This is a genomic window from Pseudomonas sp. R11F, assembly GCF_050312575.1.
GTDB classification, from domain to species: domain Bacteria; phylum Pseudomonadota; class Gammaproteobacteria; order Pseudomonadales; family Pseudomonadaceae; genus Aquipseudomonas; species Aquipseudomonas palleroniana.
In genome coordinates this window covers 61,043-83,689 of sequence record NZ_JBNPJU010000067.1, presented here as the reverse complement: position 1 = coordinate 83,689, position 22,647 = coordinate 61,043, and the positions used below count along the sequence as shown (strand labels likewise).

Here is a 22,647-nt window from a genome sequence, read left to right as displayed (position 1 = left end):
CCGAGCTGACCCGATGAACGCGATGCAACACGCCTGGCTGGGCCACTACGAACTCACCAGCACCCGCTGCACCGGCCTGTCCTTTGCCCGTCACAGTCACGATGAATGCGTGATCGGCGTGAACCTGGTCGGCGAAGAGAAAGTCTGGCTCGACCGTCGCGAATTCCAGGCGGGCCCGGGCAGCATCACCCTGTACAACCCGGGCCAGATTCAGGGCGGTGGCGCTGCCGAGGGCGCTCCCTGGCAGTTTGTCAGCGTGTACGCCATGGCAGACCAACTGGCCACCGACCTGGGCCTGGCACAGTTGGAGTTTGATCGTGCCCTGTGTTTTCAACCGGAGCTGGCGCAACGCCTCGCGACGGCGGTGAAAGGCGCATTGAGCGGCGATGCCTTGGTCCGCGAACTGAATGAAGAAGCGCTGGTACTGCTGCTCGGCGAGGTGGTCGGTTGCAGTGGTGTGCGCCTGCAAGGGAGTGCACCGGCGGGAAAACCCATGATCAGCCGCGCCCAAGAGTTGCTCGCTGCGCAACTTCATCAGACGCTGCCTCTGGAACACCTTGGCGATGAGTTGGGGCTGTCCAAATTTCATCTGTTGCGGGCCTTCCAGAAAGAGACCGGCTTGAGCCCGCGGCAATGGGCCATGCAACTTCGCACCCGGCGCGCCAAAGGTCTGCTGCGCAGGGGGCTGCAACCCTGCGAAGTGGCCCAGGACCTGGGTTTTGCCGACCAGAGCCACCTCAATCGGCATTTCCGGGCCGCCTATGGCATCACTCCCGGCCGTTATCAAAACCTGTTGCAGCGCTGAAATCGCAATCTGGTCCAAGACGATAGCGCCATCCGCTCGCACACTGCCTGCCATCACTTCTGGGAATTCAGGCATGTTGACGATCTTTTTTTACGCACTGGTATTCGGTTTTGTGTTTTGCCTCTCACCCGGTGCGGTGCTGGCGGAGACGTTGCGCCGGGGTTTGCTTCAGGGGTTCACCCCGGCCTTGCTCGTGCAGGCCGGCTCTCTGGTGGGCGATGCCGTGTGGGCGGTTATCGGCCTGACCGGTATCGCCCTGCTGATCCAGCATGACGCCGTGCGCATACCGCTGACGGTGGTCTGCGCGCTGTACCTGGCCTGGCTGGGCGTGCGCGGCTTGATCGACGCCTGGCACTTGCCTCAAGCGCAAACCGTGCCTGCACGCTCGGGGCAGAATGCGCTGACGGTAGGCGCAGCCATCTCCCTGGCCAACCCGAAGAACATTGTGTATTGGGGCGCCCTCGGCAGTGCATTGTCGGGCATCGTCGGCACTACGCCCAGTCATGCGCAGACCCTGATGTTTTTTGCCGGTTTCATGCTGGCGTCGGTGTTGTCGTGCTTTGTGGTGGCTACGCTGGTCAACCTGTTGCGCAAGAACGCATCGGCGCGCTGGCAGCGGGTCAGTTATGGCACCTGCGGATTGGTACTGTTGTATCTAGCCTATCTCGCGGCATTGGGCGTATGAAGTTATATATATCGCAACTTGCCCGTGCCTCTTGTCTGAATGAACTCTGAACGCCGGATCATTTAATTAATCATGCGTTGACATTTTGTAACTGGCTGAGTAGATTGCCCCTGCCCGCAATTGGGGCCTTTTTTAAACCTCACAAAAGAAGCCAATGGACACAGTATCTAGTCGCTGTCCGAGCACCGCCTCTGCGGGCATCGGGCGCCAAACCCAGAATATGACAGGACTCGCCTCCCCGGTCCGGTAAGCTGCGCTAGAGCTTGATGCTCCACCGTAACTGCCTCGCCGGTCGCTTGTCCGGTCCCGAGGTGTGTTATGACCCTTCAACCCTTTGTTTTGCCTGATATCCGCTCGCTGGCCTCGGCCCTGCGAGCCAAGCTATGCCGCATGCCCGTGGGCTTTTCGCCTACCCGCTCACCCTTTGCCGCAACCTCTCCCCAAGTACGCCCGGCGCCAATGCTGGCGCACTGGCGTGTCTGCCCCACCACTGGCCAACTGGTTCAGCACTGGGATCACGCCGACCCTCAAGACCCGCAGAGACGGAACGTTTCCAGCCTCGTTCAAGCGAGCCTGATGCTTAGCCTCTATGTGAGCGCTCGCACAGCCTGAGCCTGCTGGAAACCACAACTTTCCCGATTAACCTTCTGGAGTTCTTTATGAACAAGTCCAGTAGTAGCCCGCTGCGCGCTAATTAATTAACGCGCACTAAGCGGGCCTTGTAGAAGTTATTAAGCACTTTATTTAAACCGATCGCGAAGTCCGCGGCTCGGCATGCTTTCGCTCGCCTGCAATCAGGTAAGTACCGGGTATGTTTTGTCGAGAATTGGCGACAGGAGTACAGACAATGAGCGCCGTAAAAAACACGCCTCTGCACAAGAAAAATGGCACTGCAAGCGACACCAAACTGTCGATGCGTGCCGCCCGCGAAGCCCAGAACGGCCTGTCGGCCACCCTCGCCAATGTACGGGCGACCCAGGACGGCCTGACCGAACTGGATGCCTCGGCACGTCTACAGCGCGAAGGCTATAACGAGGTGGCCCATGACAAGCCGCCTCACGCCATCGTCCAGTTCCTGCAGGCACTGAACAATCCTTTTATCTATGTCCTGCTGACCCTGGGCGGCATCAGCTTTGTTACCGACTGCTGGCTGCCGATGCGGGACGGCGAAGAGGCCGACCCGACAAAGGTCATCATAATCATGACCATGGTGTTGCTCAGCAGCCTGTTGCGCTTCTGGCAGGAACACCGCTCGGCCAAATCCGCCGAAGCGCTCAAGGCGATGGTCCGCACCACCGCCACCGTGCTGCGCCGCGAGCAAGTGGGCGCCCAGCCCAGCCTGCGCGAAGTGCCGATGCGTGAACTGGTGGCCGGCGATATCGTGCAGTTGTCGGCCGGCGATATGATCCCGGCGGATATCCGCCTGATCGAATCCCGTGACCTGTTTATCAGCCAGGCGGTGCTGACCGGCGAAGCCTTGCCGGTCGAGAAGTACGACACCTTGGGTGATGTGACGCAAAAGTCGGCGTCCTCGTTGGCGGCCGACCAGGGCAACCTGCTGGACCTGCCGAACATCTGCTTCATGGGCACCAACGTAGTCAGCGGCCGGGCCAAGGCCGTGGTGGTCGCCACCGGGCCGCGCACCTACTTCGGTTCCCTGGCCAAAGCGATCGTCGGCTCCCGTGTGCAAACCGCCTTCGACCGTGGGGTGAACGGCGTCAGCTGGCTGCTGATCCGCTTCATGCTGGTGATGGTGCCGATCGTGTTCCTGCTCAACGGTTTCTCCAAAGGTGATTGGGGCGATGCGTTCCTGTTCGCCCTGGCGGTTGCTGTGGGCCTCACCCCGGAAATGCTGCCGATGATCGTCAGCGCCAACCTGGCCAAGGGCGCCACCGCCATGGCCAAACGCAAAGTGGTGGTCAAGCGCCTGAATGCGATCCAGAACTTCGGTTCGATGGATGTGCTGTGCACCGACAAGACCGGCACCCTGACCCAGGACAAAATCATCCTCGAACACCACGTCAATGCCTTTGGCCAACGTGACGATGCGGTGCTGTCGCTAGCCTGGCTCAACAGCTTCCACCAGAGCGGCATGAAGAACCTGATGGACCAGGCCGTGGTGCAGTTCTCGGAGCAGAACCCCAAGTTCCAGGTGCCATTTGCCTACAGCAAAGTGGATGAATTGCCGTTCGACTTTGTACGCCGCCGCTTGTCGATCGTCGTCAAGGATGCTGCCGGCGATCAGTTGCTGGTGTGCAAGGGCGCCGTGGAAGAGATGCTGGGCATTTCCACCCACGTGATGGAAGGCAGCGATGCCGTGCCGCTGGACGAGCGCCGCCGTGAAGAGTTGCTGGCGCTGGCCAACGACTACAACGAGGATGGTTTCCGCGTACTGGTGGTCGCAACGCGCAACATTCCCCAATCCCTGGCGCGCCAACAGTACACCCCTGCCGACGAGCGCAACCTGGTGATCCAGGGCTTCCTGACCTTCCTCGATCCGCCAAAGGAAACCGCGGGCCCGGCCATTGCCGCACTGCAGGAAATTGGTGTTGCCGTCAAAGTGCTCACCGGCGACAACGCGGTAGTCACCGCCAAGATCTGCCGCCAGGTTGGCCTCGAACCCGGCGAGCCGCTGCTGGGCGTGGATATCGAAGCCATGGACGACGCCACCCTGCTGCGCCGCGTGGAAGAACGCACGGTGTTTGCCAAGCTGACACCGCTGCAGAAATCCAGGGTGCTCAAGGCCCTGCAAGCCAACGGCCATACCGTGGGTTTCCTGGGCGACGGTATCAACGATGCGCCGGCGCTGCGCGATGCCGACGTGGGTATTTCGGTCGACACCGCCACGGATATCGCCAAGGAATCGGCGGACATCATCCTGCTGGAAAAGAGCCTGATGGTGCTGGAAGAAGGCGTGCTCAAGGGCCGCGAAACCTTCGGCAATATCATGAAGTACCTGAACATGACCGCCAGCTCCAACTTCGGCAACGTGTTCTCGGTACTGGTAGCCAGTGCGTTCATTCCGTTCATGCCGATGCTGGCGATCCACCTGCTGCTGCAAAACCTGATGTACGACATCTCCCAGCTGGCCTTGCCGTGGGACAAGATGGACAAGGAATACCTGGCCAAACCGCGTAAGTGGGATGCGCAAAACATCGGCCGCTTCATGATCTGGATCGGGCCGACCTCGTCGATCTTCGACATCACCACCTTTGCCTTGATGTGGTACGTGTTCAGCGCTAACAGTGTGGAAATGCAGACCCTGTTCCAGTCCGGCTGGTTCATCGAAGGGCTGCTCTCGCAAACCCTGGTGGTGCATATGCTGCGCACCCGCAAGATCCCGTTCTTCCAGAGCACGGCGGCCTGGCCGGTGCTGATGATGACCTGCCTGGTGATCGCTCTGGGGATCTACGTGCCGTTCTCGCCGCTGGGCACCCTGGTGGGCCTGCAACCGCTGCCGCTGGCGTACTTCCCATGGCTGGTCGGTACCCTGCTCGCCTACTGCTGCGTGGCCCAACTGATGAAAACGATCTACATCCGCCGCTTCAAGCAGTGGTACTGATCGCTCCCGCCGTTTAAACGGTGGCGACCGCAGGGTCGCCACCGCGCATCACAAGGATTCGAACATGCGCGTCTTGATCTGTGCAGGTCGTCATTACGCCGACACCCAGAAGTCCCGCCAAGTGCTGGACGCTTACCACCGCCTGCGCCCGATGCAGGTATTGATTCACGGCGGCAACCAATTCCTCGGCAGCAACATCGAGGAGTGGGCGCGGGAAATGGGCATCGATGTGGTGCGTTACCCGTGCAATTGGCAACGCCATGGCAAACAGGCGGAACGCCAACGCAATCATTTCATGCTGACCGACAGCCGACCCGACGTGATCATCGCCCTGCCAGGCGGTGACGACACCTCGGAGCTGGTCAGCCAGGCCAAAGCCAGCGGCATTTCGGTGCTGACCGTAGAAAGCTGAATTCAAGCGAGGTGCATCATGCACAAAAAACACACCCCTCATCGCCCGGATGGGTTTGCCAAATATCGCGCACGTCACTATCGGGGGGCTCGCCATACGCTGTTGCTGTTACCGCCGGCCAAGCGCCGCGCGCTGCAACGCAACCTGATCTTCATTGGCGCAAGCCTTGGCCTTGTTCTGCTCATCGCGATGTGTTCCAAGGCCCAGGCAGCCGGTGGCGCCTATGTGGTCGACGACGGCGCGGTCAATGATCCGGGCACCTGCAACGTCGACGCCTGGTACAGCGTCAACCGGCACCAAGGCAACGTCCATAACGAAACCCTGAACCCGGCCTGCACGTTCAGCGCGCTGCCGGCGGTGCAATGGAGTGCGGCGCTGTCGCGTGCCAGCAATGCGGGGGATGCCGAGACGCAGGTCAGCCCGCAAGTCAAAGCCCAGGTATGGTCACGGCAAGATCTGGGATTGCAGCTGGCGGTGTCCGCCACCAGCCACTTCGCCTTGGACCGCGCGCATGCCTTTGACGGCGCCGACTTCAACGTGCCTCTGACCTGGCAACCCGTTGAAGCACTGCGCTTGAACTTCAATGGCGGTTGGACCCACGCCTATAACGGTGGTGAACAGCAGCACCGGCTGACGTGGGGCACAGGTTTCGAGTACCAGCTAGCCGATGCACTCACGCTGATCGGTGAGCGCTATGGCCAGGAAGGCGGCGACCAGGCCTGGCAGGCCGGGCCGCGCTTTCACGTGGGTCAGCTGATCGACATCGACCTGCTGGTTGGGCAAAGCCTCAACGAGGATCACAACCAGTGGTTGACCACCGGTGCCACCCTGCGTTTTTAAGCTTTCGCCTGCTGCTCCAGGTGCAGTTGCAACTGCGGGTCGATTTGCAACTGCCCGGCCAGCTCATCCAGGTAAGCGCGTTCCGCCTCCTGTTGATCGTTGACCAGCATCACGCTGGCCAGGTAGATCTCCGACGCCAGTGCCGGGTCATCGGCATACTCGGCAAAATCCCCGGCATTCAGTGGCTTGGCGACTTCGGCGTCGAGCCATTGTTGCAACTGGGGGTCATCGGTATGCCGGCCAATCTCGGCTGAGATCATCTGCCGCTCTTGCTCATCGATCTTGCCATCGGCCTTGGCTGCCGCGATCAATGCGCGCAGCACGGCATGGCTATGGGCTTCGGCATCCGCCCCGTCGAGTTGGTCGACCGTCTGGATTGCCTGCTGCGGCGCACTGGCCTGCTGGCGCTGCCACGCCTGGTACGCCTGGAAAGCCGCCATCCCCAACGACGCCAGCGCCGCGTAATTCATCCCACCGGAGCGCTGCTGCGTGGCACCGCCCGCAGGCGCACCGCCCAATAAACCGCCGAGACCACCCAGCAATCCGCCCAAACCGCCCCCGGCCGAAGCACTATTGCCCGTACTGTTAAGTAACCCGCCGAGCAACCCGCCCAAGCCGCCCAGGCCACCGCCTGAAGCACCGCTGTTTTGCTGGCCCGCGCGCAGCAGTTGTTCCAATAGATCGCTGGTGTTCATGGTGTCGCCCTCCCAGGGCGCAATATGGGCGTTCAACAACCATAGCCTGCCCCTGTCGGAATACCAAGACCGCCGAGCAGGCACGCCTTATGATGGCGCCATTACACCGTTGAAGGAGCACACAGGTGAACCGTATCGAGCACGTTGCATTGATGGCGAGCTACAACCAGTGGATGAACCAGAAGGTCTATGCTGCTGCCGGCCAATTGCCGGACGCCGCGTTGAGCGCAGACCGGCAGGCGTTCTTCGGCTCGATCCTCGGCACCCTGAACCACCTTGCACTGGGCGATACGGTGTGGCTCAAACGCTTTGCCCAACACCCGGCAGGCTTTGCGGCGCTGGCACCCTTGAGTTCAATCGCAACACCCACCGACCTCAAGCAACTGGCGTTCGCCGATATTCGTGAGCTTTCTGCCCGACGCGCCTGGCTGGATCAGTTGATACTCGATTGGGTCAACACCTTGCGCGAGCCTGACCTGGATCATCGCCTGCAGTACTCCAACATGCGCGGCGTGGGGGCCAGCAAGCCGTTCTTTGGCTTGCTGGTGCACTTTTTCAATCACCAGACCCATCACCGGGGCCAGGCCACCACGCTGCTGAGCCAGGCAGGCGTGGACGTAGGTGTTACGGATCTATTGGCGTTGATTGACTGAGACAAACTCGGCGTAAGCCTGCAACAGGCGCGGGAAGTCCTCGGGTTCAGGCAATTGTGCAAAGCTTTCGACGGCGGGGGTGGAGGCCCAGGGCAGTTTTTCGCGGGTCCAGGTTTCCATGAAAGGTACATAGTCGCTGGCGTTATCGAGCAACGTGGCGCGCACATTGACGAACTCGTCGATGCCGTGGGGCCGGGTAAACAGCCAACTCATGCAATGCGGGCAGCAATAGTGGCGGTCCACACCCTGCAGCCCGCCGATGACCGGGCAGCCTTGGGTGATGGTAAACCCAGCGGCGGGAATCAAGGCGCTGAGGGAAAACGCGCTGGAGGTCATTTTCTGGCAACCACGGCAATGGCAGGCCATGGTGATCACCTCGGGCAAACTGACACTGAAGCGCACCCGGTTACAGCGGCAACTGCCCTCCAGCGGCTGGTGTACGACGCTCATCATTCATTCCTTTTCATGATTGTGGACGCCACAGGGTAGCGTGAACCGAACGCTGAGAACACCGCACGCCATGTCGCCAGCAATGCCGCTTCGCACATTGCCAGCGACTGAAGCAAGCGCCGGCAGGCGTCACTTCACCTTGCTGGCCAGGGTGTCGACCGTGTGTTTCAGATCTTCAATGCTGCGCTTCTGGTCTTCAAGGCTACGTTTCTGATCCTGGGCATCGTCCTTGAGCCGCGACAGCTCACTGGAGCTGGAACTCGAACTGGAGCTGGAATTGCGCTTCAGGTCCTCCACTTCGCTTTTGAGCTTGTCGATGGTGTTCTTCTGATCCGCGACCATGTGCTTCAAATCAGCCAACTGGCTGTCACTGGCGCTGGAGCTTGAGCCATCCTTACGCTTGAACTCTTCGAAATAGCGCGCCTGTTCGTCCAGTTTGCTTTTCAAACGCTGAAGCTCTTCCTCGTGGCTTTTCTGATTACTCTGCAAGCGCTCAATATCGTTCACCGTAAAATTGCTCGCCGCCAATACTTGCTGCTGACCGGCCCCCGCGGAACTGGTCGCAAGCCTGTCACCCGGCGAGGAACTGAATCCGCTCCATTCAAACTCATCCCCCGCCTGCGCTGTGCCTACGCTACCCACCGCCAACAACCCGATTACACTGACAGCAATCATCCAAGAAGGCTTACGCGCACTGAACATCAACTGATTCCTTTCCAGAATGCCGGGATGGCATATCGCTATGACTGCACTTTCAGCATCTTGTTCCCGCCCCAGGGGAAACTCGAAAAGGGTCTGGTCGGGCGTTGTAGACTACTGATCTCACAAGCTTTTTTAACCCGGCTTTTAGGCAAGAACCTTGCACCAACGAGCCAGGCTCTATATATTCCCAACCCTGTTACACCGCGCTACCGCCCGAATGGCGAAACTGGTAGACGCATGGGACTTAAAATCCCCCGCTCGTAAGGGCGTCCCGGTTCGATTCCGGGTTCGGGCACCATAGATATCAAGGGCTTGCATGATGAATTTCATGCAGGCCCTTATCTTTTTTCTGCTTATGAAAAACTAAAGCCCCCCCGGCGAATCAAGGATCTGCCTGACCTTACGCGCAAGGTCATGTGGCAGATACGGCTTGGAGATCACCTCGAACTCTGATCCGCCAACGTCCGTACGCTCAATGGAGTTCTCTGCATAGCCGGTGGTCAGTAGCACCTTGGTGCTTGGGATGCGTCTTCTGACCTCTCTCGCCAACATGACCCCATTCATGCTTCCGGGCATGATCAGATCGGTGAAGAGCAGGTCATACTGTTCACCCGCTTCGTATCGTTTCAGCGCTTCGCGCGCATTGAGCGATATTTCAGTGATGTAGCCGTAGTCCTCAAGCACCATCTTGGCGAGTTCTGCGACATCCGGGCGGTCCTCGACAATCAAGACCCTTTCGGTGCCATCCTGGTTATCGGATTTAAGCCTGAGCTCATCGGGAGATACCGACGCACTGTCCACTGGAAAGTACAGACGCAGCGTCGTACCAATGCCCTCCTCCGAGTAGATCCGGGCGGCCCCGCCGGACTGTTTGGCAAATCCATATACCATCGACAGGCCCAGGCCCGAGCCCTTGCCCTCATCCTTGGTGGTAAAGAATGGGTCCATCACGCGATCACGGATGGCCGCGGACATGCCTACGCCGTTGTCGGTAACGGAGATGCTCACGTAGGCGCCCGGCAGCAAGCCGTCATAGGACGTCGCCAAGTCCTTGATCAGGACATTTCGCGTCTCAATGAACACTTTCGGTTCATGTCGCCCGATCAACGCATCCCGGGCATTGATGAAAATGTTGAGCAGTGCCATCTCGGCCTGAGTGGGATCAATCCGGCAGTTTTTCAACGAGCCATCAAGGTCGGATTCCACTTTCACTGCGTTGCCGAATGTCCGCTCTATTAAAGGCTCAACCAAGTGAACGAGCGTATTTAAATTCAGGACGCGGCCCTGTAGTTTCTGCTTTCGGGAAAACGCCAACAGTTGCTTTGTCAGCGTGCTGGCTTTTTCCACCGCAGATTTGGCATGGAAGGCGCTTCTCTTGATTCTTTCCAGGCTCGGCTCAGGTTTGTCGACGGCGCTGCCGATCAAGTCGACGTAGCCACCGATCACCTGCAGCAGATTGTTGAAGTCATGCGCGATGCCGCCCGTCAACTGACCCAGCGCCTCCATCTTCTGAGCCTGCCTCAAACCTTCCTCAGCATCACGGCGACGGCTTACATCTAACTGCGATGCAAAAAAATAAATCACATCGCCTTTTTCATTTTGAATAGGCGAGATGAAAAGCGCATTCCAGAAACTGCTTCCATCTTTCTTATAGTTAAGAACTTCGGTCGAAAACTCCTGCTTGTTTTTTACCGCGTCCCTGATGGAATTCACCACTTCTCTATCGGTCTCGACGCCTTGGAGAAAGCGGCAATTTTTCCCGACAATCTCATCATGCGCGTAACCGGTCATTTCCAGAAACGCCTGGTTGGCGAAGATGATCGGGTTGTCCGGCGCATTGGGGTCGGTGACGATCATCGGCATACGAGTCGTTTCGACTGCAGCAAAAAAGATGTCTTTTGGATGATCAGAAATATCTGCAGAAACGTTATCGTCTACCCGAAGGTTCTTGTGTGGCATCGCGCGCCTCCAAGCAACATTTGAAATCGTAGGACCGTACCGTCCCGCCCAAATTCCCTTTTTCAGAGTGCTTGAGCCTACGACCTCGCGACACGATGCCGAGCACAACGGCGCCGTCAGGCGACCAACACGCTCTCACGCGACATAGCCCATGCCGCAATCAAACGCTGCGGTGTCTGGCAGCTCTTGCGCTTGAACACAAAGTTGCGGCACTTCTCGGCAAACTGCTGGCGGTTGTGCACCATGTCCAACTGCATCTGGGCCAGTTCGTGGTCACGGCAACGCTCAATCTGTGCGAAGTCCTTATCGGCTTTGCGTGCGCGATGCGCTGCGTACTTTCCATCAGTCAACGTACGTTGCGCTTCTTGCGCCAACCAGCGGCCGAACTCCTGCGGGCAACGTGGGCCGATGTCCTGGACCATCCCCCACTGCCGTGCCTGCACGGCGCTGATCGGCAGGCATTCTTCGGTGAGTTTGTAGGCAAGCTCACTGCCGACGGCGCGAGGCAGGCTGTAGGTCCAGTACTCGGAGCCGTAGAGGCCCATGGTCTTGTAATGCGGGTTCAACACGACACCTGCACGGGCGAACACGATGTCGGCCGCCAGCGCCAGCATCACGCCGCCCGCCCCTGCGCTGCCGGTCAGGCCACTGACCACCAGCTGCCGGGCCGTCAGCAACTCCTGGCACACATCGTCGATCGCCTGGATATTGGCCCAGGCCTCCAGCCCCGGCACGGGCGCGGCCTGGATGACGTTGAGGTGTACACCGTTGGAAAAGCTCCCGCGCCCGCCCTTGATCAACAGCACCTGGGTGTCCCGCGCCTTGGCCCAACGCAGCGCAGCCACCAGCCGCACGCATTGTTCGGTGCTCATGGCGCCGTTGTAGAACTCGAAAGTCAGTTCGCCAACGTGGCCGAACTCGCGATAACGAATCGGTTGATAGGCCGACTCATCAGCCCCTTGGTTGGCGATTGAACTGTCCAGCACCGGAACATCCCTCAACAGGCCGGCCAGCACCTGGCGTGCCGGCAGCTTGAAGGTTTCCTCCCCTGGCTGGGCCTTGCGTTTGAGCGAACCGATCCACACGCTCCGATCACCGGCGGCCACCAGCACCGCGTCGTCCTGAACCGCCAGGATCTCTCCCGGCAGGCCGCAACGCGCATCCAGGTGCGCGTCGTACAGGTAATACTGCCCACCCGCGAGACTCGCCAACACACCCGGCTGCCCGTCGGCGGCGTCGATGCTGCGCTTGATGAACCGTGCGCAGTCATGCCAGCTGAAGGCACGGTCGATCTGCTTCATATTCGGCTGCAAACGCCCGACGACGCTGGGTTGCGTGTAATCGAGCGGCGTGGGGACGAAACCGCCGGCGAATTTTTCCACCACGTCGCGAATGCAATAGATTGCCGCGTCACTCACCGCACCGTTGTACAACTCGGATTTGCGCACATCGGCGGGCATGTCGAATTCAAACGTCGACCAGACCGGCCCCGCATCCATTTCTTCGACCGCCTGCAGCGCCGTAACGCCCCAACGGCCGACCTGCTTGGTGATGGCCCAGTCCAGCGCGCTGGCGCCACGGTCACCGACGATGCCCGGATGAATGATCACAATCGGGCGATCCGGGTTGCTCCACAGTTGCTCCGGTACGCGGTCCTTGAGAAACGGACAGATCACCAGATCGGCCGCCGATGCCTCGATTTGTCGGCACACCGTGGCCTCATCCGTAAACAACACCACGCTGGGGTCGTAACCTGATAGGCGCAGGTCCAACCAGGCGCGCTGGGTCAAACCGTTGAACGCCGATGACAACAAGATGATCTTCATTGATCGCATGACGGACTCTTCCTTGAGAATGCGCGGCCAGTGGCATTCATTCAGCCTTCCCTGGCCTTTGATGGAGACGCCAGAGTAGAGGGAGAACCGGGGCGGTCACCTGATCGAGATCAAGCTTGAGCCGGTTGACGCAAGATAGATATGCACGGAAGGTCTGAAGTCTGTCGAATTATGACTTGGACGGTCTTGCAAGCAGCGGCATAGGATTGCCGCCATCGGAGTTCACGACTAGCTCCCCTTGCCAGGAAAATACAGATGAGCCTCAAATCCCTTATCGCCAACCCGCTGGGTTTCGGCACCGCGCCACTGGGCAATATGTTCCGCAATGTGCCACAGGCCGAGGTGCAAGCCACGGTCGATGCCGCCTGGGACAATGGCGTGCGTTACTTCGACACCGCACCGTTCTACGGTGCCGGCCTTGCTGAATCGCGGTTGGGTGAAGCCCTGGTGGGCCGCCCTCGCGACGAATATGTGCTGAGCAGCAAAGTCGGGCGGATCATCCTTGATGAACTGGAAGACCCGAGCAGCCGTGAACTGGGCGAAAAGAGCGGCCTGTTCGAACACGGCAACCGCAACCGCATCGTCAATGACTACAGCGCCGACGCCACCCTGCGTTCCATCGAGGGCAGCTTGCGCCGCCTGAAGACCGATCGCCTGGACATTGTCTGGATTCACGACATCGCCCAGGACTTCTACGGCGACGAATGGCTGGAGCGCTTCGAGACCGCGCGCAAAGGTGCTTTCCGCGTGCTGACTCGCCTGCGTGAAGAAGGCGTGATCAAGGCTTGGGGCCTGGGTGTGAACCGTGTCGAGCCGATCGAGTTGACCCTGGACCTGAGCGAGCCGCAACCCGATGGTTTCTTGCTGGCCGGCCGTTACTCGCTGCTGGACCACGACCGCGCCCTGCAACGCGTGATGCCGCAAGCGCTGGAGCAAGGTGTCGGCATTGTTGTCGGCGGCCCGTACAGCTCGGGTGTGACGGCGGGTGGCGAGCACTTTGAATACCAGAAGGCGACTCCGTCGGTGCTGCACAAGCTCAAGCGCATGGGTGAAATTGCGCGTACCCACGGCGTCGACGTCAAGTCCGCAGCCCTGCAGTTTGCGCTGGCCCACCCGGCCGTGATTTCGGTGATCCCCGGAGCCACACGACCGCTGCACGCCAACGAGGACCATGCGGCCCTGAGTGCGCGGATCCCCGCCGCGTTTTGGAACAACCTGCGCCAACAAGGACTGATCAACGCCCTGGCGCCTGTGCCGCAGGTGTGAGGCCATTGCGTTGCAGGGCCGCCCGACGCGTTGCGCACGGGCGGCGTCTTTGCAGTCAGCGGCTGGTCAAGCCTGGAACACCCGAGTAAAAGGTAAGGCAATTACCAGGAGCTACCATGCAAGATCTACGTCAGCTGCGCTACTTCGTCGCCGTCGCGGAATGCGAAAACGTCGGCCGCGCAGCGGAACAACTGCACATTTCCCAATCGCCTCTGAGCCGGCAGATCGCCCAGCTTGAAGATCACCTGGGCCTGGCCTTGTTCGAACGGCGTAACCAGCGGCTGTTCCTCACCGCTGACGGGCGCACCTTCCTGTCCGAGGCGCGCGGCCTGCTCAAGCACGCCGAGCGCCTGGAGTCCCTGGGCAAGCGCCTGGGGCGTGGCGAGGAAGGCGGCCTGTGCATCGGCTACGTCAACCACGCCATCCATGCCGGCGTGTTGCCAGGCGCGGTGCGGGCGATCCGCGCCGAGCGCCCACAGATCCATATTGCCCTCTACAACATGACACCACGCGAGCAATTTGAAGGTCTGCGCCAACGCAGCCTGGACATCGCGCTGGTCTGCGAGCCCCCGCCGGACAACGACCCCGACCTGCTAGCCCGCCCTGTGCTGAACGACCCCATGCTGCTGGCGATCCCGACCGAACACCCGCTGGCGGCCAAGCTCGAACTCACCCCCGCCGACCTGCATGAACAGGAATGGATCATCACCGGCAGCCAACCCGACTCGATCAATAAACGCGACGACTTCATCGCCCGGTGCGCCGATGCCGGCTTCGTCCCACGGCTGTCGCTGGAGGCGACCGACCCCTTGAGCGTGCTCGGGCTGGTGTCCGCCGGACTTGGCCTGGCCATGGTGCAAAGCAGCCTGGCCACCAGCGCAGGCCCGACGGTGGTGCTGCGCGAGCTGGATTGGTTCAGGCCCTGCGTCAGGCTCTGGGCCGCCTGGCACAAGGTGGACCTGCGCCCGATCGTCAGCGTTTTCCGCGGCCAGGTACTGGCGCTGGCTGAGCAGACAAACCCGGCCTGAGTTCAGGTATCGCTCACCGAGTGCCGATGCGCGAACGTGGCGCGTTCGACCTTGTAAAAGAAGTTTTCCTGCGTGCCGACGGCCAGCTGTTTGATCGACGAGTGGGAGAACTTCCCGCCGATTTTCTCCATGGCCCGTTGCGAACGGATATTTTGCGCCGCGATGTGAAACCAGACCGTGTCGACCCACTGGAAGGCATGCTCGAGCATCAGGCGCTTGAGTTCTGCGTTCGCCCCGCCGCCCCACTTTTCTCGGGCCAGAAAGGTGTAGCCGATAGCAACCTCACAGGTCTTCTCGCTGAATTCGTAATAGCGCGAACTGCCCACGACCTTGCCGCTTGAACGGTCGATCACCACCAACACGCTGTTCGACGTCAGGGCTTCCTTGAACCATTCGCGAAAGACCGTTTCCTGATAACGCGTAGGGCTGGGGTGCTGTGCCCAGATCAAAGGGTCGGATGCGACGTTATACAGCGCGTCAAAATCCCCGGGCGCCAGTGGACGCAGCTCAAGTGAATCCCCAACGATTGACGCAGCGACAGGCAGCGATTGCATCCATGCTCTCCCGGAATCTGAACGTGCCCACGTGGGGCACAGGTGCGCTTGATTAAACAGCGCTTGAAGTTCCACCGCAAGAACCGGAGTTTCAGCCACTCAACGGGTTCCCTACGCTGTGTTTACGGCCGCGACACCGGTAATGGCCATCGAACGCAGGAAGCCCGCATGAACCGAATCGACACCGTGGATTGGCAAAGTATCCGCGTGGAGCTCGACCAGCAAGGCTTCGCCGTGCTGCCGGGTTTCCTGGGCCCACTCAACAGGGTGCGTGAACAGCTCCCGGCACTGCTGAACAGCCTCAGGCAGGAGTTTTATGCGCCGCTGGCACAGATCGCAAACCAATGGAACCTGATCGCCGGACGGCCCTACGGCCTCCCGCTCCAACGCTCAACCGATCAGCGGCAACCCTCCTCGCCGCTGATGTGCTTGCGTGAAGGCGAGTCTCTGGCGCTTGGGCAGGCCATCGATGACGAAAGGGGGTTTGCGTTTCAGTTGACCGCCCTGCTGTCCTCTCCAGGCCAGGACTTCACCGGTGGTGAGTTGGTGCTGATCGAGCAGCGACCGAGGATGCAGTCACGCCCGATGGTGGTGCCCCTGCGGCTGGGTGATCTCGCAATCATCACCACGGCGCACCGGCCCTTCAAAGGCCGCAAGGGCTACTACCGCGTCACGATGAAACGCGCTATCAGCCGGGTTCGAAGCGGCGAACGGGTTGGGTTTTTCCTGAACTTTCACGGCACATCGGAGCGAGTCCATGGATAACGAGCGTGTCTGGATGCTATTGAGCCGAGCAGGCCAACCCTGCCCCAGCACTCGACCGGGCACGCTGGGCGGCCACCGAACGGGCAAACGTTACGGCACGCTCGATTGCCGAGCGGCGCTGCAAGCGATCGCGCGCGGGGGCTATGTGAAAAACCGCGTATTTTTCCTCGACGAGTCCGGCGCAATCGCCGCCGGCTATCGCCCTTGCGCCATCTGCATGCCTGCCGAATATCAGCGATGGAAACACAATGAATCGTCAAAATGAGCTGATGCTCGATAGCCCGGGTGCCCCTGGGGCCAGCCTGGAAGAGCTGGATTGGCGGATAATCGAAGCCGCACTGATGACCCACGGGTTTGCGCGACTGCCACCCTTGCTCACTCGCCAGACCTGTCTGGAGCTGGCGGCGCTGTACTCGAACAGCGAGCACTTTCGCAGCCGCGTCGTCATGGAGCGTCATGCCTTCGGGCGAGGTGAATACCAGTACTTTCGTTATCCCCTGCCCCCCATCGTCGAAGACCTGCGAACTCGGCTGTACAGCCACCTGGCGCCCATCGCCAACCGCTGGCACTCGGCATTGAACGTCCGCCAACGGTTTCCCGAAACCCACAGCGCCTTCAAAGCCGTTTGTCATCAGGCGGGCCAATGCAGGCCCACGCCGCTGATGCTGCGTTATCGGGCAAATGACTACACCTGCCTGCACCAGGACCTGTATGGCGAGCAGGTGTTTCCTTTTCAGGTCGTATTTCTGCTGGATCAACCGGGGCTGGATTTCGACGGGGGCGAGTTCGTCCTCACCCAGACCCGCGCCAACCAGCCCGGCCAGGCCGAGGTTATCGCGCTTGAACAGGGCCAGGCGTTGATTTTCGCAGTGAACAGCCGACCGGCGCGCTCAACCCGAGGGTTTTGCCGCGTGAATGTCCGCCACGGGGTCAGCCGCCTGCATTACGGAGAACGCAGAACCCTCGGCATTATTTTCCACGATGCCAAATGAATGGGCGCCATGCGGGCCGCTGGGTCATGAGCGACTGCCTGCCAAGCGTGTCACGAGAAACAGCGGCGACGACACGTATCGCCTACGATTAAGCGGACCCCATTACCCCGCATCAGGAGAAACACCATGCAGGCCCACAAAACAGCAATCGTCTTGATCGAATTCCAGAACGACTTCACCACGTCCGGTGGCGTGTTCCACGACGCCGTGAAAGACGTGATGCAAACCTCCAACATGCTGGCCAACACTGCCACCACCATTGAGCAGGCGCGCAAGCTCGGCGTGACCATCATCCATATGCCGATCCAGTTTGCCGTCGGCTACCCTGAGCTGACCTTGCGCGCCTACGGGATTCTCAAAGGTGTCGTCGACGCCGGCGCCTTCCGGGCCGGGAGTTGGGGCGCCGAGATCAGCGACGCCCTGAGCCGGGACCCTGCCGACATCCTGGTCGAAGGCAAGCGTGGGCTGGACGCGTTCGCCAGCACCGGCCTGGACCTGGTGCTGCGTAACAACGGCATCCAGAACCTGGTGGTCGCGGGGTTCCTGACCAATTGCTGCGTCGAAGGCACGGTTCGATCGGGTTACGAAAAAGGCTACGACGTGATCACCCTCACCGACTGCACGGCCACATTCAGCGATGAACAACAGCACGCGGCCGAGCACTTCACGCTACCGATGTTTTCCCAAACCCTCAAACACAGCGCGTTTCTGACGGCACTCAAAGCATCGGAGAATGGCTGACCACCCGCAGCGCCAGGCCTTCATAGGCATCCAGCGTGAGGGTGAATTCCCCCTCGGCGGTCAGGTCGCCCTCAACCCGTTCGTTGATGATGTCGACCACCGGCCCTGGCGCGATATCCGGCAGGTGCAAGGTTTCGGTAATCGGCGTGGCGCCGAAGTTGAGCGCTGTGATTTGGGTGCCCTTGCCCGCCGGCAATTCGTGAACCATGACCAGCAAGCCCGGATGCTCGACGTCCGGCACCAGGATCTGGCGGCTGACCGCAATGTCATAGGCGCGGCGCACCGCGAGGATCTTTTGCAGTTGCGAGGCAAACGATTCGGGGTCCTGCAACTGTTCATTGAGATTGCCGTACAAGGTTCGCGCGCGCGGCATTTGCCCCGCCGACAGCTCGGCCTGCGGGTTCAGGTCCACCAGGTCGTAGGCCCCGCGATGGATCCAGCGTGTGTCGCCATCGGCCATCAGGTGCGCCACCTCCTGCGCCGCCAACGGCAGCGCGCCCACCAGGTCCCAACCGGACAAGGCGAACACCCCAGGTTGCATCGCGTTGTACATCGCCAGCAGCAGATGTATCTGGCGGATCTGCCGGATATCGGCAGCGGTGATCGCCTCAAGATCACGAATGCCCAGGGCGGCCGTGATGATGCTCGCCGTGGTGCAGGACACCCCGTTGGTCACGAACTTGAGGTTATACGCCGCCTGTTCGCCGGCCAGGCGTTCGTACATCTGCTCGCGGATGTGTTCGCGCAGGATATTGCCGGGGAAGGTCTGGCCTTGATAGAGATAAGTGTCATGGGCGTGCAGGGTCCAGAAATGCACCAGCTCCAGGGTCAGTTCATCGTGATTCTGTAGCGCGTGGATCAACGAACCGGGGTCGATGCCCTGGCTGTGCATCTCGCGCAGCATCAAGCGCAAAAACTCCGTGTCTCCCACCAGCAAGGCATGCTGGTAGGCCGGCCGGGTGATGAAGTCATAGGAAAGGTCCGCGCCGCCGTGGGACATGGCGGCGATATCGTCCACGGTCAGGTTCAGCTCCTGGAAGCTGAAGCCGCCCGCCTTGCGAATCGCCCCGCCCAGCAACTGATTGCCGGTAACGGCCAGCGGATGGCTTTCCGACCAGGCCGTGCCATCAAGCTTGCGCTCCACACCCAGGAAGCCATTGGCGTCCAGGCGCAGGATCTTGGAGCCCATCACATCGATGGCATGCAAGGCGTCACCGATGATCATTTGTTGCGCGGCGAACGAAGGGTCCAGCCAGTTGAGCGAGGGCTGCCCCTCCTTGAAGTAATGCAAGTACACCCAGCGCCGCGGCTTGCCGTCCACGCCTTGCACTACGGGCGTTGCGCTCCAGTCGGTTTCCTTGACTCCCGGTTCGAAGAAGATCACCCGTTGCAGCTGGCCGACGATGTAATGCTTGTCGCGCAAGGCGTCGACCTGGGTCGGGCTGAGGTTCTGCGCATCGCGGCCCGAGGCGACTTCAGGCAGCAACGGCCAGTCTTCCTCGCGGATTTCCACCATGTGGTAAAGGCCGGGATAGTCTTCGTAGGCCATCTCGGCCAGGCGAAAATCCGCGCCTTTGCCGGTGTGCGAGGGGATGACGTCATCGATGACCACCGCGTTGTGCGCTGCGGCCATGCGCGTCAACGCTTGCAACTGCGCGTCGGTGCCCAACTCCGGGTCGATTTCAAAGCTGATGCGGTCGAAATTGCCGTCGATGGTCGGCGTATGCCGGGTACCGGAAAGCCCGCCGGATTTTTTCAGCGGGCCGTTGTGAATCCCCTGAATACCGATCTTGGACAGCGCGTGCCACAGGCTTTCATCCCCCAACGCCTCCAGCACCGTGCCGCCTTCACGGGTCACGATAGACGCCGGGTACGCGGTAAACCACACAGACGACAACGCTGACGCATCACGGGGCCGGGTCTGCGCGTAGGGCTGCTGCCACAAGCGCCCCTGCCCGGAATACAGCTTGGCCCGCTGGCGTGCCGCGTGCAGCATCGATTGCTCAACCAGCCAGTTCACATGATCGTTGTCTACCGCCGTCATAAGCCTGATACCTGTGTGGTGAAAGGGTATTGGTAAGCATAGGAGGGTCAACGGCGGTCATTCGTTGCATTGCGTTGGCGCTAACTATTCCAACTGCCGATATTGGCGCGGGGTGAACCCGGTCGACGCCTTGAACTGCCGGGTAAACGCACTGTGGTCGGTATAGCCGCACTGCAATGCCACATCGGTGATCGGCAGTTCGGTATGCAGCAGCCGATGGGCGTTCTCCAAGCGCACCTTCTGGATCATCTGGCGCGGCGTGAGGTGGAAGACACGCTTGCAATAACGCTCCAGCTGCGCCACGGAAATGCCGGCAATGCGCGTCAACTCACCGAGGGTGACACGTCGATTGAAGTTGTGCCGGATATACTCGTCCACAGCGGCCAGGCGCTGATAGGCCGGATGTTTTTCGCTGGCCGACTGCAGGTCAACCGAAATGCCCGCCAAGCCGATGATCTGGTTTTTGTGGTTATACAAGGGCCATTTATGGGTCAGGCACCAGCCCGGCTCGCGAGTGCCATACAGGTGCAGTTCAAGCTGATCCTCCAGCACATACCCTTGCTCCAGCACGCGCCGATCCTGCTCGGTGTAACCCGGCCCCAACTGCGCCGGAAACACTTCGGCGCTGGTCTTGCCCAACAGCGGCTGCAGCTGTTTGAGGCCGCAACGTTGCACCAGCGTGTGGTTGGCGAGTAGGTAACGGGCGTCGACATCCTTGATGAAAATCGCGGCATTGGGGATCACGTCCAGCATCGGCAACAGCTGCGCCATACCCGCCAGTAGCTGCTCGATGCTGTGTGGGCGTGCCCCCTGGAGAAGGGCCGTAAACGCGCTCTGCATCATGATTTCAACCGCTCGTTTGGGCTTTGACGCCGAGCAGATTGCGCCATGTTCGCACGCCTGTCGAGCGCGGCAAATTGTGCCGAATTCGTCATTCACATCCGCGTAAAACATCAATCGCCGCCCCCTTTGATGCGTTCAGGATAGCGCCACTGCATGCCTATCCAATAACTCACAAGAAGGCGCCGCCATGTCTGCTCAAGGCAAGTTCAAGAAACAACTTTCACTGATGGACCTCACCTTTATCGGGCTGGGCGCCATCTTCGGTTCGGGCTGGTTGTTTGCGGCCAGCCACGTGTCTGCAATCGCCGGCCCCGCAGGGATTTTCTCCTGGTTGCTGGGTGGCTTCGCGGTGCTGCTGTTGGGCATTGTGTACTGCGAACTCGGCGCCGCCCTGCCCCGAGCCGGGGGTGTGGTGCGCTACCCGGTGTATTCCCACGGCCCACTGCTCGGCTACTTGATGGGTTTTATCACGCTGATCGCGTTTTCCAGCCTGGTGGCGATTGAAGTGGTTGCCTCGCGCCAATATGCGGCGGCCTGGTTTCCCGAGCTGACCCAAGCCGGTTCCAGCGACCCGACCACCCTCGGTTGGCTGGTGCAGTTTGCCCTGCTGTGCCTGTTTTTCATCCTCAACTACCGCAGCGTGAAAACCTTCGCCATCGCCAATAACCTGGTGAGCGTGTTCAAGTTCATCGTGCCGCTGCTGGTGATCGGCGTACTGTTCACCTTCTTCAAGCCGGAGAATTTCCAGGTGCATGGCTTCGCGCCCTTTGGTCTTTCGGGGATTGAAATGGCCGTGTCGGCCGGCGGTGTGATTTTCGCGTACCTGGGCCTGACGCCGATCATCTCGGTGGCCAGTGAAGTGAAGAACCCGCAACGCACGATTCCGATTGCACTGATCCTTTCGGTGTTGCTGTCCACCGCAATCTACGTGTTGCTGCAAACCGCCTTCCTCGGGGGTGTGCCGACGCAAATGCTCGCCGACGGCTGGGCCGGAATCAGCAAGGAACTCGCCCTGCCGTATCGCGACATCGCCCTGGCGCTGGGTGTGGGTTGGCTGGCGTACCTGGTGGTGGCCGACGCGGTGATCTCCCCCAGCGGCTGCGGCAATATCTACATGAATGCCACGCCGCGTGTGGTGTACGGCTGGGCGCAGACCGGCACCTTCTTCAAGGTCTTCACCCGCATTGATGAAAAGTCCGGCATCCCACGCCCGGCGCTGTGGCTGACCTTTGGCTTGTCGGTGTTCTGGACCCTGCCGTTCCCCTCCTGGGAAGCGCTGATCAATGTAGTCTCCGCCGCCCTGATCCTCAGTTACGCGGTAGCCCCGGTGACCGTCGCCGCGCTGCGCCGCAATGCGCCGCACATGCTGCGCCCGTTCCGCGTCAAGGGCATGGCGGTGCTCGGCCCGCTGTCGTTCATCATTGCCGCACTGATCGTGTACTGGTCCGGCTGGAGCACCGTGTCCTGGCTGCTCGGCCTGCAAATCCTGATGTTTGCGGTGTACCTGCTGTGTGCCCGGTGGGTGCCGACTGCGCACCTGAACCTGCAGCAGCAAGTGCGCTCGTCGGCCTGGCTGATCGGTTTCTACGCGGTGACCATCCTGCTCTCCAAGCTCGGCAGTTTCGGTGGCATCGGCGTGCTCAGTCATCCATTCGACACGCTGGTCGTCGCGGCGTGCGCCCTGGGGATTTATTACTGGGGCGCCGCCACCGGCGTGCCTGCGCACCTCGTGCGCCTGGAAAACGAAGACGACGAAAGCGAAGCCGTCAGCGCCACGCACTACAGCGCCCCCCTGTCCCCGGCTACCCCTTGATGG

22 protein-coding genes and 1 tRNA gene are annotated in these 22,647 nt (G+C 60.6%); 15 read left to right on the top strand and 8 right to left on the bottom strand.

Features of this window, described 5'->3' with window-relative positions:
* The first annotated feature begins 13 nt into the window (after positions 1 to 13).
* From ACQRBV_RS20955 to ACQRBV_RS20930, 6 genes are all read left to right on the top strand, one after another.
* Entirely contained in the window at positions 14 to 805 is a 792-nt protein-coding gene (locus ACQRBV_RS20955; protein WP_161547998.1) for an AraC family transcriptional regulator, read from the top strand.
* Between the two features lie 73 nt (positions 806 to 878).
* Positions 879 to 1,490 (top strand): LysE family transporter, encoded by a 612-nt coding sequence (locus tag ACQRBV_RS20950; RefSeq protein ID WP_411984186.1) that lies wholly within the window; start codon positions 879 to 881, stop codon positions 1,488 to 1,490.
* A gap of 318 nt (positions 1,491 to 1,808) precedes the next feature.
* The gene (locus tag ACQRBV_RS20945) at positions 1,809 to 2,102 is read left to right on the top strand and encodes a hypothetical protein (protein ID WP_081086954.1); all 294 of its coding nucleotides are present in this window, start codon (positions 1,809 to 1,811) and stop codon (positions 2,100 to 2,102) included.
* A 235-nt stretch (positions 2,103 to 2,337) separates the two neighbouring features.
* The gene (gene mgtA, locus ACQRBV_RS20940) at positions 2,338 to 5,052 is read left to right on the top strand and encodes a magnesium-translocating P-type ATPase (RefSeq protein ID WP_411984187.1); all 2,715 of its coding nucleotides are present in this window, start codon (positions 2,338 to 2,340) and stop codon (positions 5,050 to 5,052) included.
* A 64-nt stretch (positions 5,053 to 5,116) separates the two neighbouring features.
* On the top strand, positions 5,117 to 5,464 hold the full coding sequence (locus ACQRBV_RS20935; protein WP_060752947.1) for a DUF2493 domain-containing protein: 348 nt from the start codon (positions 5,117 to 5,119) through the stop codon (positions 5,462 to 5,464).
* 18 nt (positions 5,465 to 5,482) lie between these two features.
* Complete coding sequence (locus ACQRBV_RS20930) at positions 5,483 to 6,304, top strand: hypothetical protein (RefSeq protein WP_205343909.1); 822 nt, start codon at positions 5,483 to 5,485, stop codon at positions 6,302 to 6,304.
* Here the strand turns inward: ACQRBV_RS20930 and ACQRBV_RS20925 are convergent.
* The gene (locus ACQRBV_RS20925) at positions 6,301 to 6,999 is read right to left on the bottom strand and encodes a tellurite resistance TerB family protein (protein ID WP_411984188.1); all 699 of its coding nucleotides are present in this window, start codon (positions 6,997 to 6,999) and stop codon (positions 6,301 to 6,303) included. The two genes, ACQRBV_RS20930 and ACQRBV_RS20925, sit on opposite strands and share 4 nt — an antisense overlap.
* A gap of 125 nt (positions 7,000 to 7,124) precedes the next feature.
* Between ACQRBV_RS20925 and ACQRBV_RS20920 the strand changes: the two genes are divergently transcribed.
* The gene (locus tag ACQRBV_RS20920; RefSeq protein ID WP_090370922.1) at positions 7,125 to 7,652 is read left to right on the top strand and encodes a DinB family protein; all 528 of its coding nucleotides are present in this window, start codon (positions 7,125 to 7,127) and stop codon (positions 7,650 to 7,652) included.
* Here the strand turns inward: ACQRBV_RS20920 and ACQRBV_RS20915 are convergent.
* Together ACQRBV_RS20915 and ACQRBV_RS20910 are read right to left on the bottom strand one after the other, a co-directional pair.
* A complete protein-coding gene (locus tag ACQRBV_RS20915) occupies positions 7,632 to 8,102 on the bottom strand; it encodes a GFA family protein (protein WP_411984189.1) in 471 nt (156 codons plus the stop codon). The genes ACQRBV_RS20920 and ACQRBV_RS20915 overlap by 21 nt on opposite strands.
* Before the next feature lie 129 nt (positions 8,103 to 8,231).
* A complete protein-coding gene (locus ACQRBV_RS20910; protein ID WP_411984190.1) occupies positions 8,232 to 8,549 on the bottom strand; it encodes a hypothetical protein in 318 nt (105 codons plus the stop codon).
* 466 nt (positions 8,550 to 9,015) lie between these two features.
* Between ACQRBV_RS20910 and ACQRBV_RS20905 the strand changes: the two genes are divergently transcribed.
* Positions 9,016 to 9,102, top strand: a tRNA-Leu gene (locus ACQRBV_RS20905).
* Positions 9,103 to 9,167: 65 nt separating this feature from the next.
* Here the strand turns inward: ACQRBV_RS20905 and ACQRBV_RS20900 are convergent.
* Both ACQRBV_RS20900 and ACQRBV_RS20895 read right to left on the bottom strand, forming a co-directional pair.
* Positions 9,168 to 10,763, bottom strand: coding sequence for a histidine kinase famiy protein (locus ACQRBV_RS20900; protein WP_411984191.1), 1,596 nt, complete (start codon positions 10,761 to 10,763; stop codon positions 9,168 to 9,170).
* Positions 10,764 to 10,879: 116 nt separating this feature from the next.
* Positions 10,880 to 12,598 (bottom strand): hydrogenase maturation protein, encoded by a 1,719-nt coding sequence (locus tag ACQRBV_RS20895; protein WP_411984192.1) that lies wholly within the window; start codon positions 12,596 to 12,598, stop codon positions 10,880 to 10,882.
* A gap of 255 nt (positions 12,599 to 12,853) precedes the next feature.
* Between ACQRBV_RS20895 and ACQRBV_RS20890 the strand changes: the two genes are divergently transcribed.
* Complete coding sequence (locus tag ACQRBV_RS20890; protein ID WP_411984193.1) at positions 12,854 to 13,864, top strand: aldo/keto reductase; 1,011 nt, start codon at positions 12,854 to 12,856, stop codon at positions 13,862 to 13,864.
* 116 nt (positions 13,865 to 13,980) lie between these two features.
* The gene (locus ACQRBV_RS20885; protein ID WP_411984194.1) at positions 13,981 to 14,892 is read left to right on the top strand and encodes a LysR family transcriptional regulator; all 912 of its coding nucleotides are present in this window, start codon (positions 13,981 to 13,983) and stop codon (positions 14,890 to 14,892) included.
* A gap of 2 nt (positions 14,893 to 14,894) precedes the next feature.
* Here ACQRBV_RS20885 and ACQRBV_RS20880 read toward each other — a convergent pair whose 3' ends face one another.
* The gene (locus ACQRBV_RS20880) at positions 14,895 to 15,446 is read right to left on the bottom strand and encodes a GNAT family N-acetyltransferase (RefSeq protein WP_411984195.1); all 552 of its coding nucleotides are present in this window, start codon (positions 15,444 to 15,446) and stop codon (positions 14,895 to 14,897) included.
* A gap of 168 nt (positions 15,447 to 15,614) precedes the next feature.
* Here ACQRBV_RS20880 and ACQRBV_RS20875 point away from each other — a divergent pair, with 168 nt between their 5' ends.
* The 4 genes from ACQRBV_RS20875 (at position 15,615) to ACQRBV_RS20860 (ending at position 17,944) form a co-directional block, all read left to right on the top strand.
* The gene (locus ACQRBV_RS20875; RefSeq protein ID WP_411984196.1) at positions 15,615 to 16,211 is read left to right on the top strand and encodes a 2OG-Fe(II) oxygenase; all 597 of its coding nucleotides are present in this window, start codon (positions 15,615 to 15,617) and stop codon (positions 16,209 to 16,211) included.
* The gene (locus tag ACQRBV_RS20870) at positions 16,204 to 16,476 is read left to right on the top strand and encodes an Ada metal-binding domain-containing protein (protein WP_411984197.1); all 273 of its coding nucleotides are present in this window, start codon (positions 16,204 to 16,206) and stop codon (positions 16,474 to 16,476) included. The genes ACQRBV_RS20875 and ACQRBV_RS20870 overlap by 8 nt, the downstream gene beginning before the upstream one ends.
* The gene (locus ACQRBV_RS20865) at positions 16,460 to 17,203 is read left to right on the top strand and encodes a 2OG-Fe(II) oxygenase (protein ID WP_411984198.1); all 744 of its coding nucleotides are present in this window, start codon (positions 16,460 to 16,462) and stop codon (positions 17,201 to 17,203) included. Before ACQRBV_RS20870 ends, ACQRBV_RS20865 begins: the two co-directional genes overlap by 17 nt.
* Positions 17,204 to 17,329: 126 nt before the next feature.
* Complete coding sequence (locus ACQRBV_RS20860; protein ID WP_161547914.1) at positions 17,330 to 17,944, top strand: cysteine hydrolase; 615 nt, start codon at positions 17,330 to 17,332, stop codon at positions 17,942 to 17,944.
* Here the strand turns inward: ACQRBV_RS20860 and treS are convergent.
* A complete protein-coding gene (treS, locus tag ACQRBV_RS20855; protein WP_411984199.1) occupies positions 17,922 to 19,988 on the bottom strand; it encodes a maltose alpha-D-glucosyltransferase in 2,067 nt (688 codons plus the stop codon). The genes ACQRBV_RS20860 and treS overlap by 23 nt on opposite strands.
* Positions 19,989 to 20,072: 84 nt before the next feature.
* Entirely contained in the window at positions 20,073 to 20,831 is a 759-nt protein-coding gene (locus tag ACQRBV_RS20850) for a helix-turn-helix transcriptional regulator (RefSeq protein WP_244383418.1), read from the bottom strand.
* A gap of 187 nt (positions 20,832 to 21,018) precedes the next feature.
* Between ACQRBV_RS20850 and ACQRBV_RS20845 the strand changes: the two genes are divergently transcribed.
* A complete protein-coding gene (locus ACQRBV_RS20845; RefSeq protein ID WP_060752746.1) occupies positions 21,019 to 22,644 on the top strand; it encodes an APC family permease in 1,626 nt (541 codons plus the stop codon).
* Positions 22,645 to 22,647 lie beyond the last annotated feature (3 nt).

Excerpts from the sequence above, each read along its gene's own strand:
- ACQRBV_RS20880 (WP_411984195.1), bottom strand. The coding sequence starts at position 15,446 with ATGCAATCGCTGCCTGTCGCTGCGTCAATCGTTGGGGATTCACTTGAG.
- ACQRBV_RS20895 (WP_411984192.1), bottom strand. The coding sequence starts at position 12,598 with ATGCGATCAATGAAGATCATCTTGTTGTCATCGGCGTTCAACGGTTTG.
- treS (WP_411984199.1), bottom strand. The coding sequence starts at position 19,988 with ATGACGGCGGTAGACAACGATCATGTGAACTGGCTGGTTGAGCAATCG.
- ACQRBV_RS20845 (WP_060752746.1), top strand. The coding sequence starts at position 21,019 with ATGTCTGCTCAAGGCAAGTTCAAGAAACAACTTTCACTGATGGACCTC.
- ACQRBV_RS20870 (WP_411984197.1), top strand. The coding sequence starts at position 16,204 with ATGGATAACGAGCGTGTCTGGATGCTATTGAGCCGAGCAGGCCAACCC.
- ACQRBV_RS20945 (WP_081086954.1), top strand. The coding sequence starts at position 1,809 with ATGACCCTTCAACCCTTTGTTTTGCCTGATATCCGCTCGCTGGCCTCG.
- ACQRBV_RS20860 (WP_161547914.1), top strand. The coding sequence starts at position 17,330 with ATGCAGGCCCACAAAACAGCAATCGTCTTGATCGAATTCCAGAACGAC.
- ACQRBV_RS20930 (WP_205343909.1), top strand. The coding sequence starts at position 5,483 with ATGCACAAAAAACACACCCCTCATCGCCCGGATGGGTTTGCCAAATAT.
- ACQRBV_RS20875 (WP_411984196.1), top strand. The coding sequence starts at position 15,615 with ATGAACCGAATCGACACCGTGGATTGGCAAAGTATCCGCGTGGAGCTC.
- ACQRBV_RS20885 (WP_411984194.1), top strand. The coding sequence starts at position 13,981 with ATGCAAGATCTACGTCAGCTGCGCTACTTCGTCGCCGTCGCGGAATGC.
- ACQRBV_RS20890 (WP_411984193.1), top strand. The coding sequence starts at position 12,854 with ATGAGCCTCAAATCCCTTATCGCCAACCCGCTGGGTTTCGGCACCGCG.
- mgtA (WP_411984187.1), top strand. The coding sequence starts at position 2,338 with ATGAGCGCCGTAAAAAACACGCCTCTGCACAAGAAAAATGGCACTGCA.
- ACQRBV_RS20955 (WP_161547998.1), top strand. The coding sequence starts at position 14 with ATGAACGCGATGCAACACGCCTGGCTGGGCCACTACGAACTCACCAGC.
- ACQRBV_RS20925 (WP_411984188.1), bottom strand. The coding sequence starts at position 6,999 with ATGAACACCAGCGATCTATTGGAACAACTGCTGCGCGCGGGCCAGCAA.
- ACQRBV_RS20865 (WP_411984198.1), top strand. The coding sequence starts at position 16,460 with ATGAATCGTCAAAATGAGCTGATGCTCGATAGCCCGGGTGCCCCTGGG.
- ACQRBV_RS20850 (WP_244383418.1), bottom strand. The coding sequence starts at position 20,831 with ATGATGCAGAGCGCGTTTACGGCCCTTCTCCAGGGGGCACGCCCACAC.
- ACQRBV_RS20915 (WP_411984189.1), bottom strand. The coding sequence starts at position 8,102 with ATGAGCGTCGTACACCAGCCGCTGGAGGGCAGTTGCCGCTGTAACCGG.
- ACQRBV_RS20950 (WP_411984186.1), top strand. The coding sequence starts at position 879 with ATGTTGACGATCTTTTTTTACGCACTGGTATTCGGTTTTGTGTTTTGC.
- ACQRBV_RS20900 (WP_411984191.1), bottom strand. The coding sequence starts at position 10,763 with ATGCCACACAAGAACCTTCGGGTAGACGATAACGTTTCTGCAGATATT.
- ACQRBV_RS20935 (WP_060752947.1), top strand. The coding sequence starts at position 5,117 with ATGCGCGTCTTGATCTGTGCAGGTCGTCATTACGCCGACACCCAGAAG.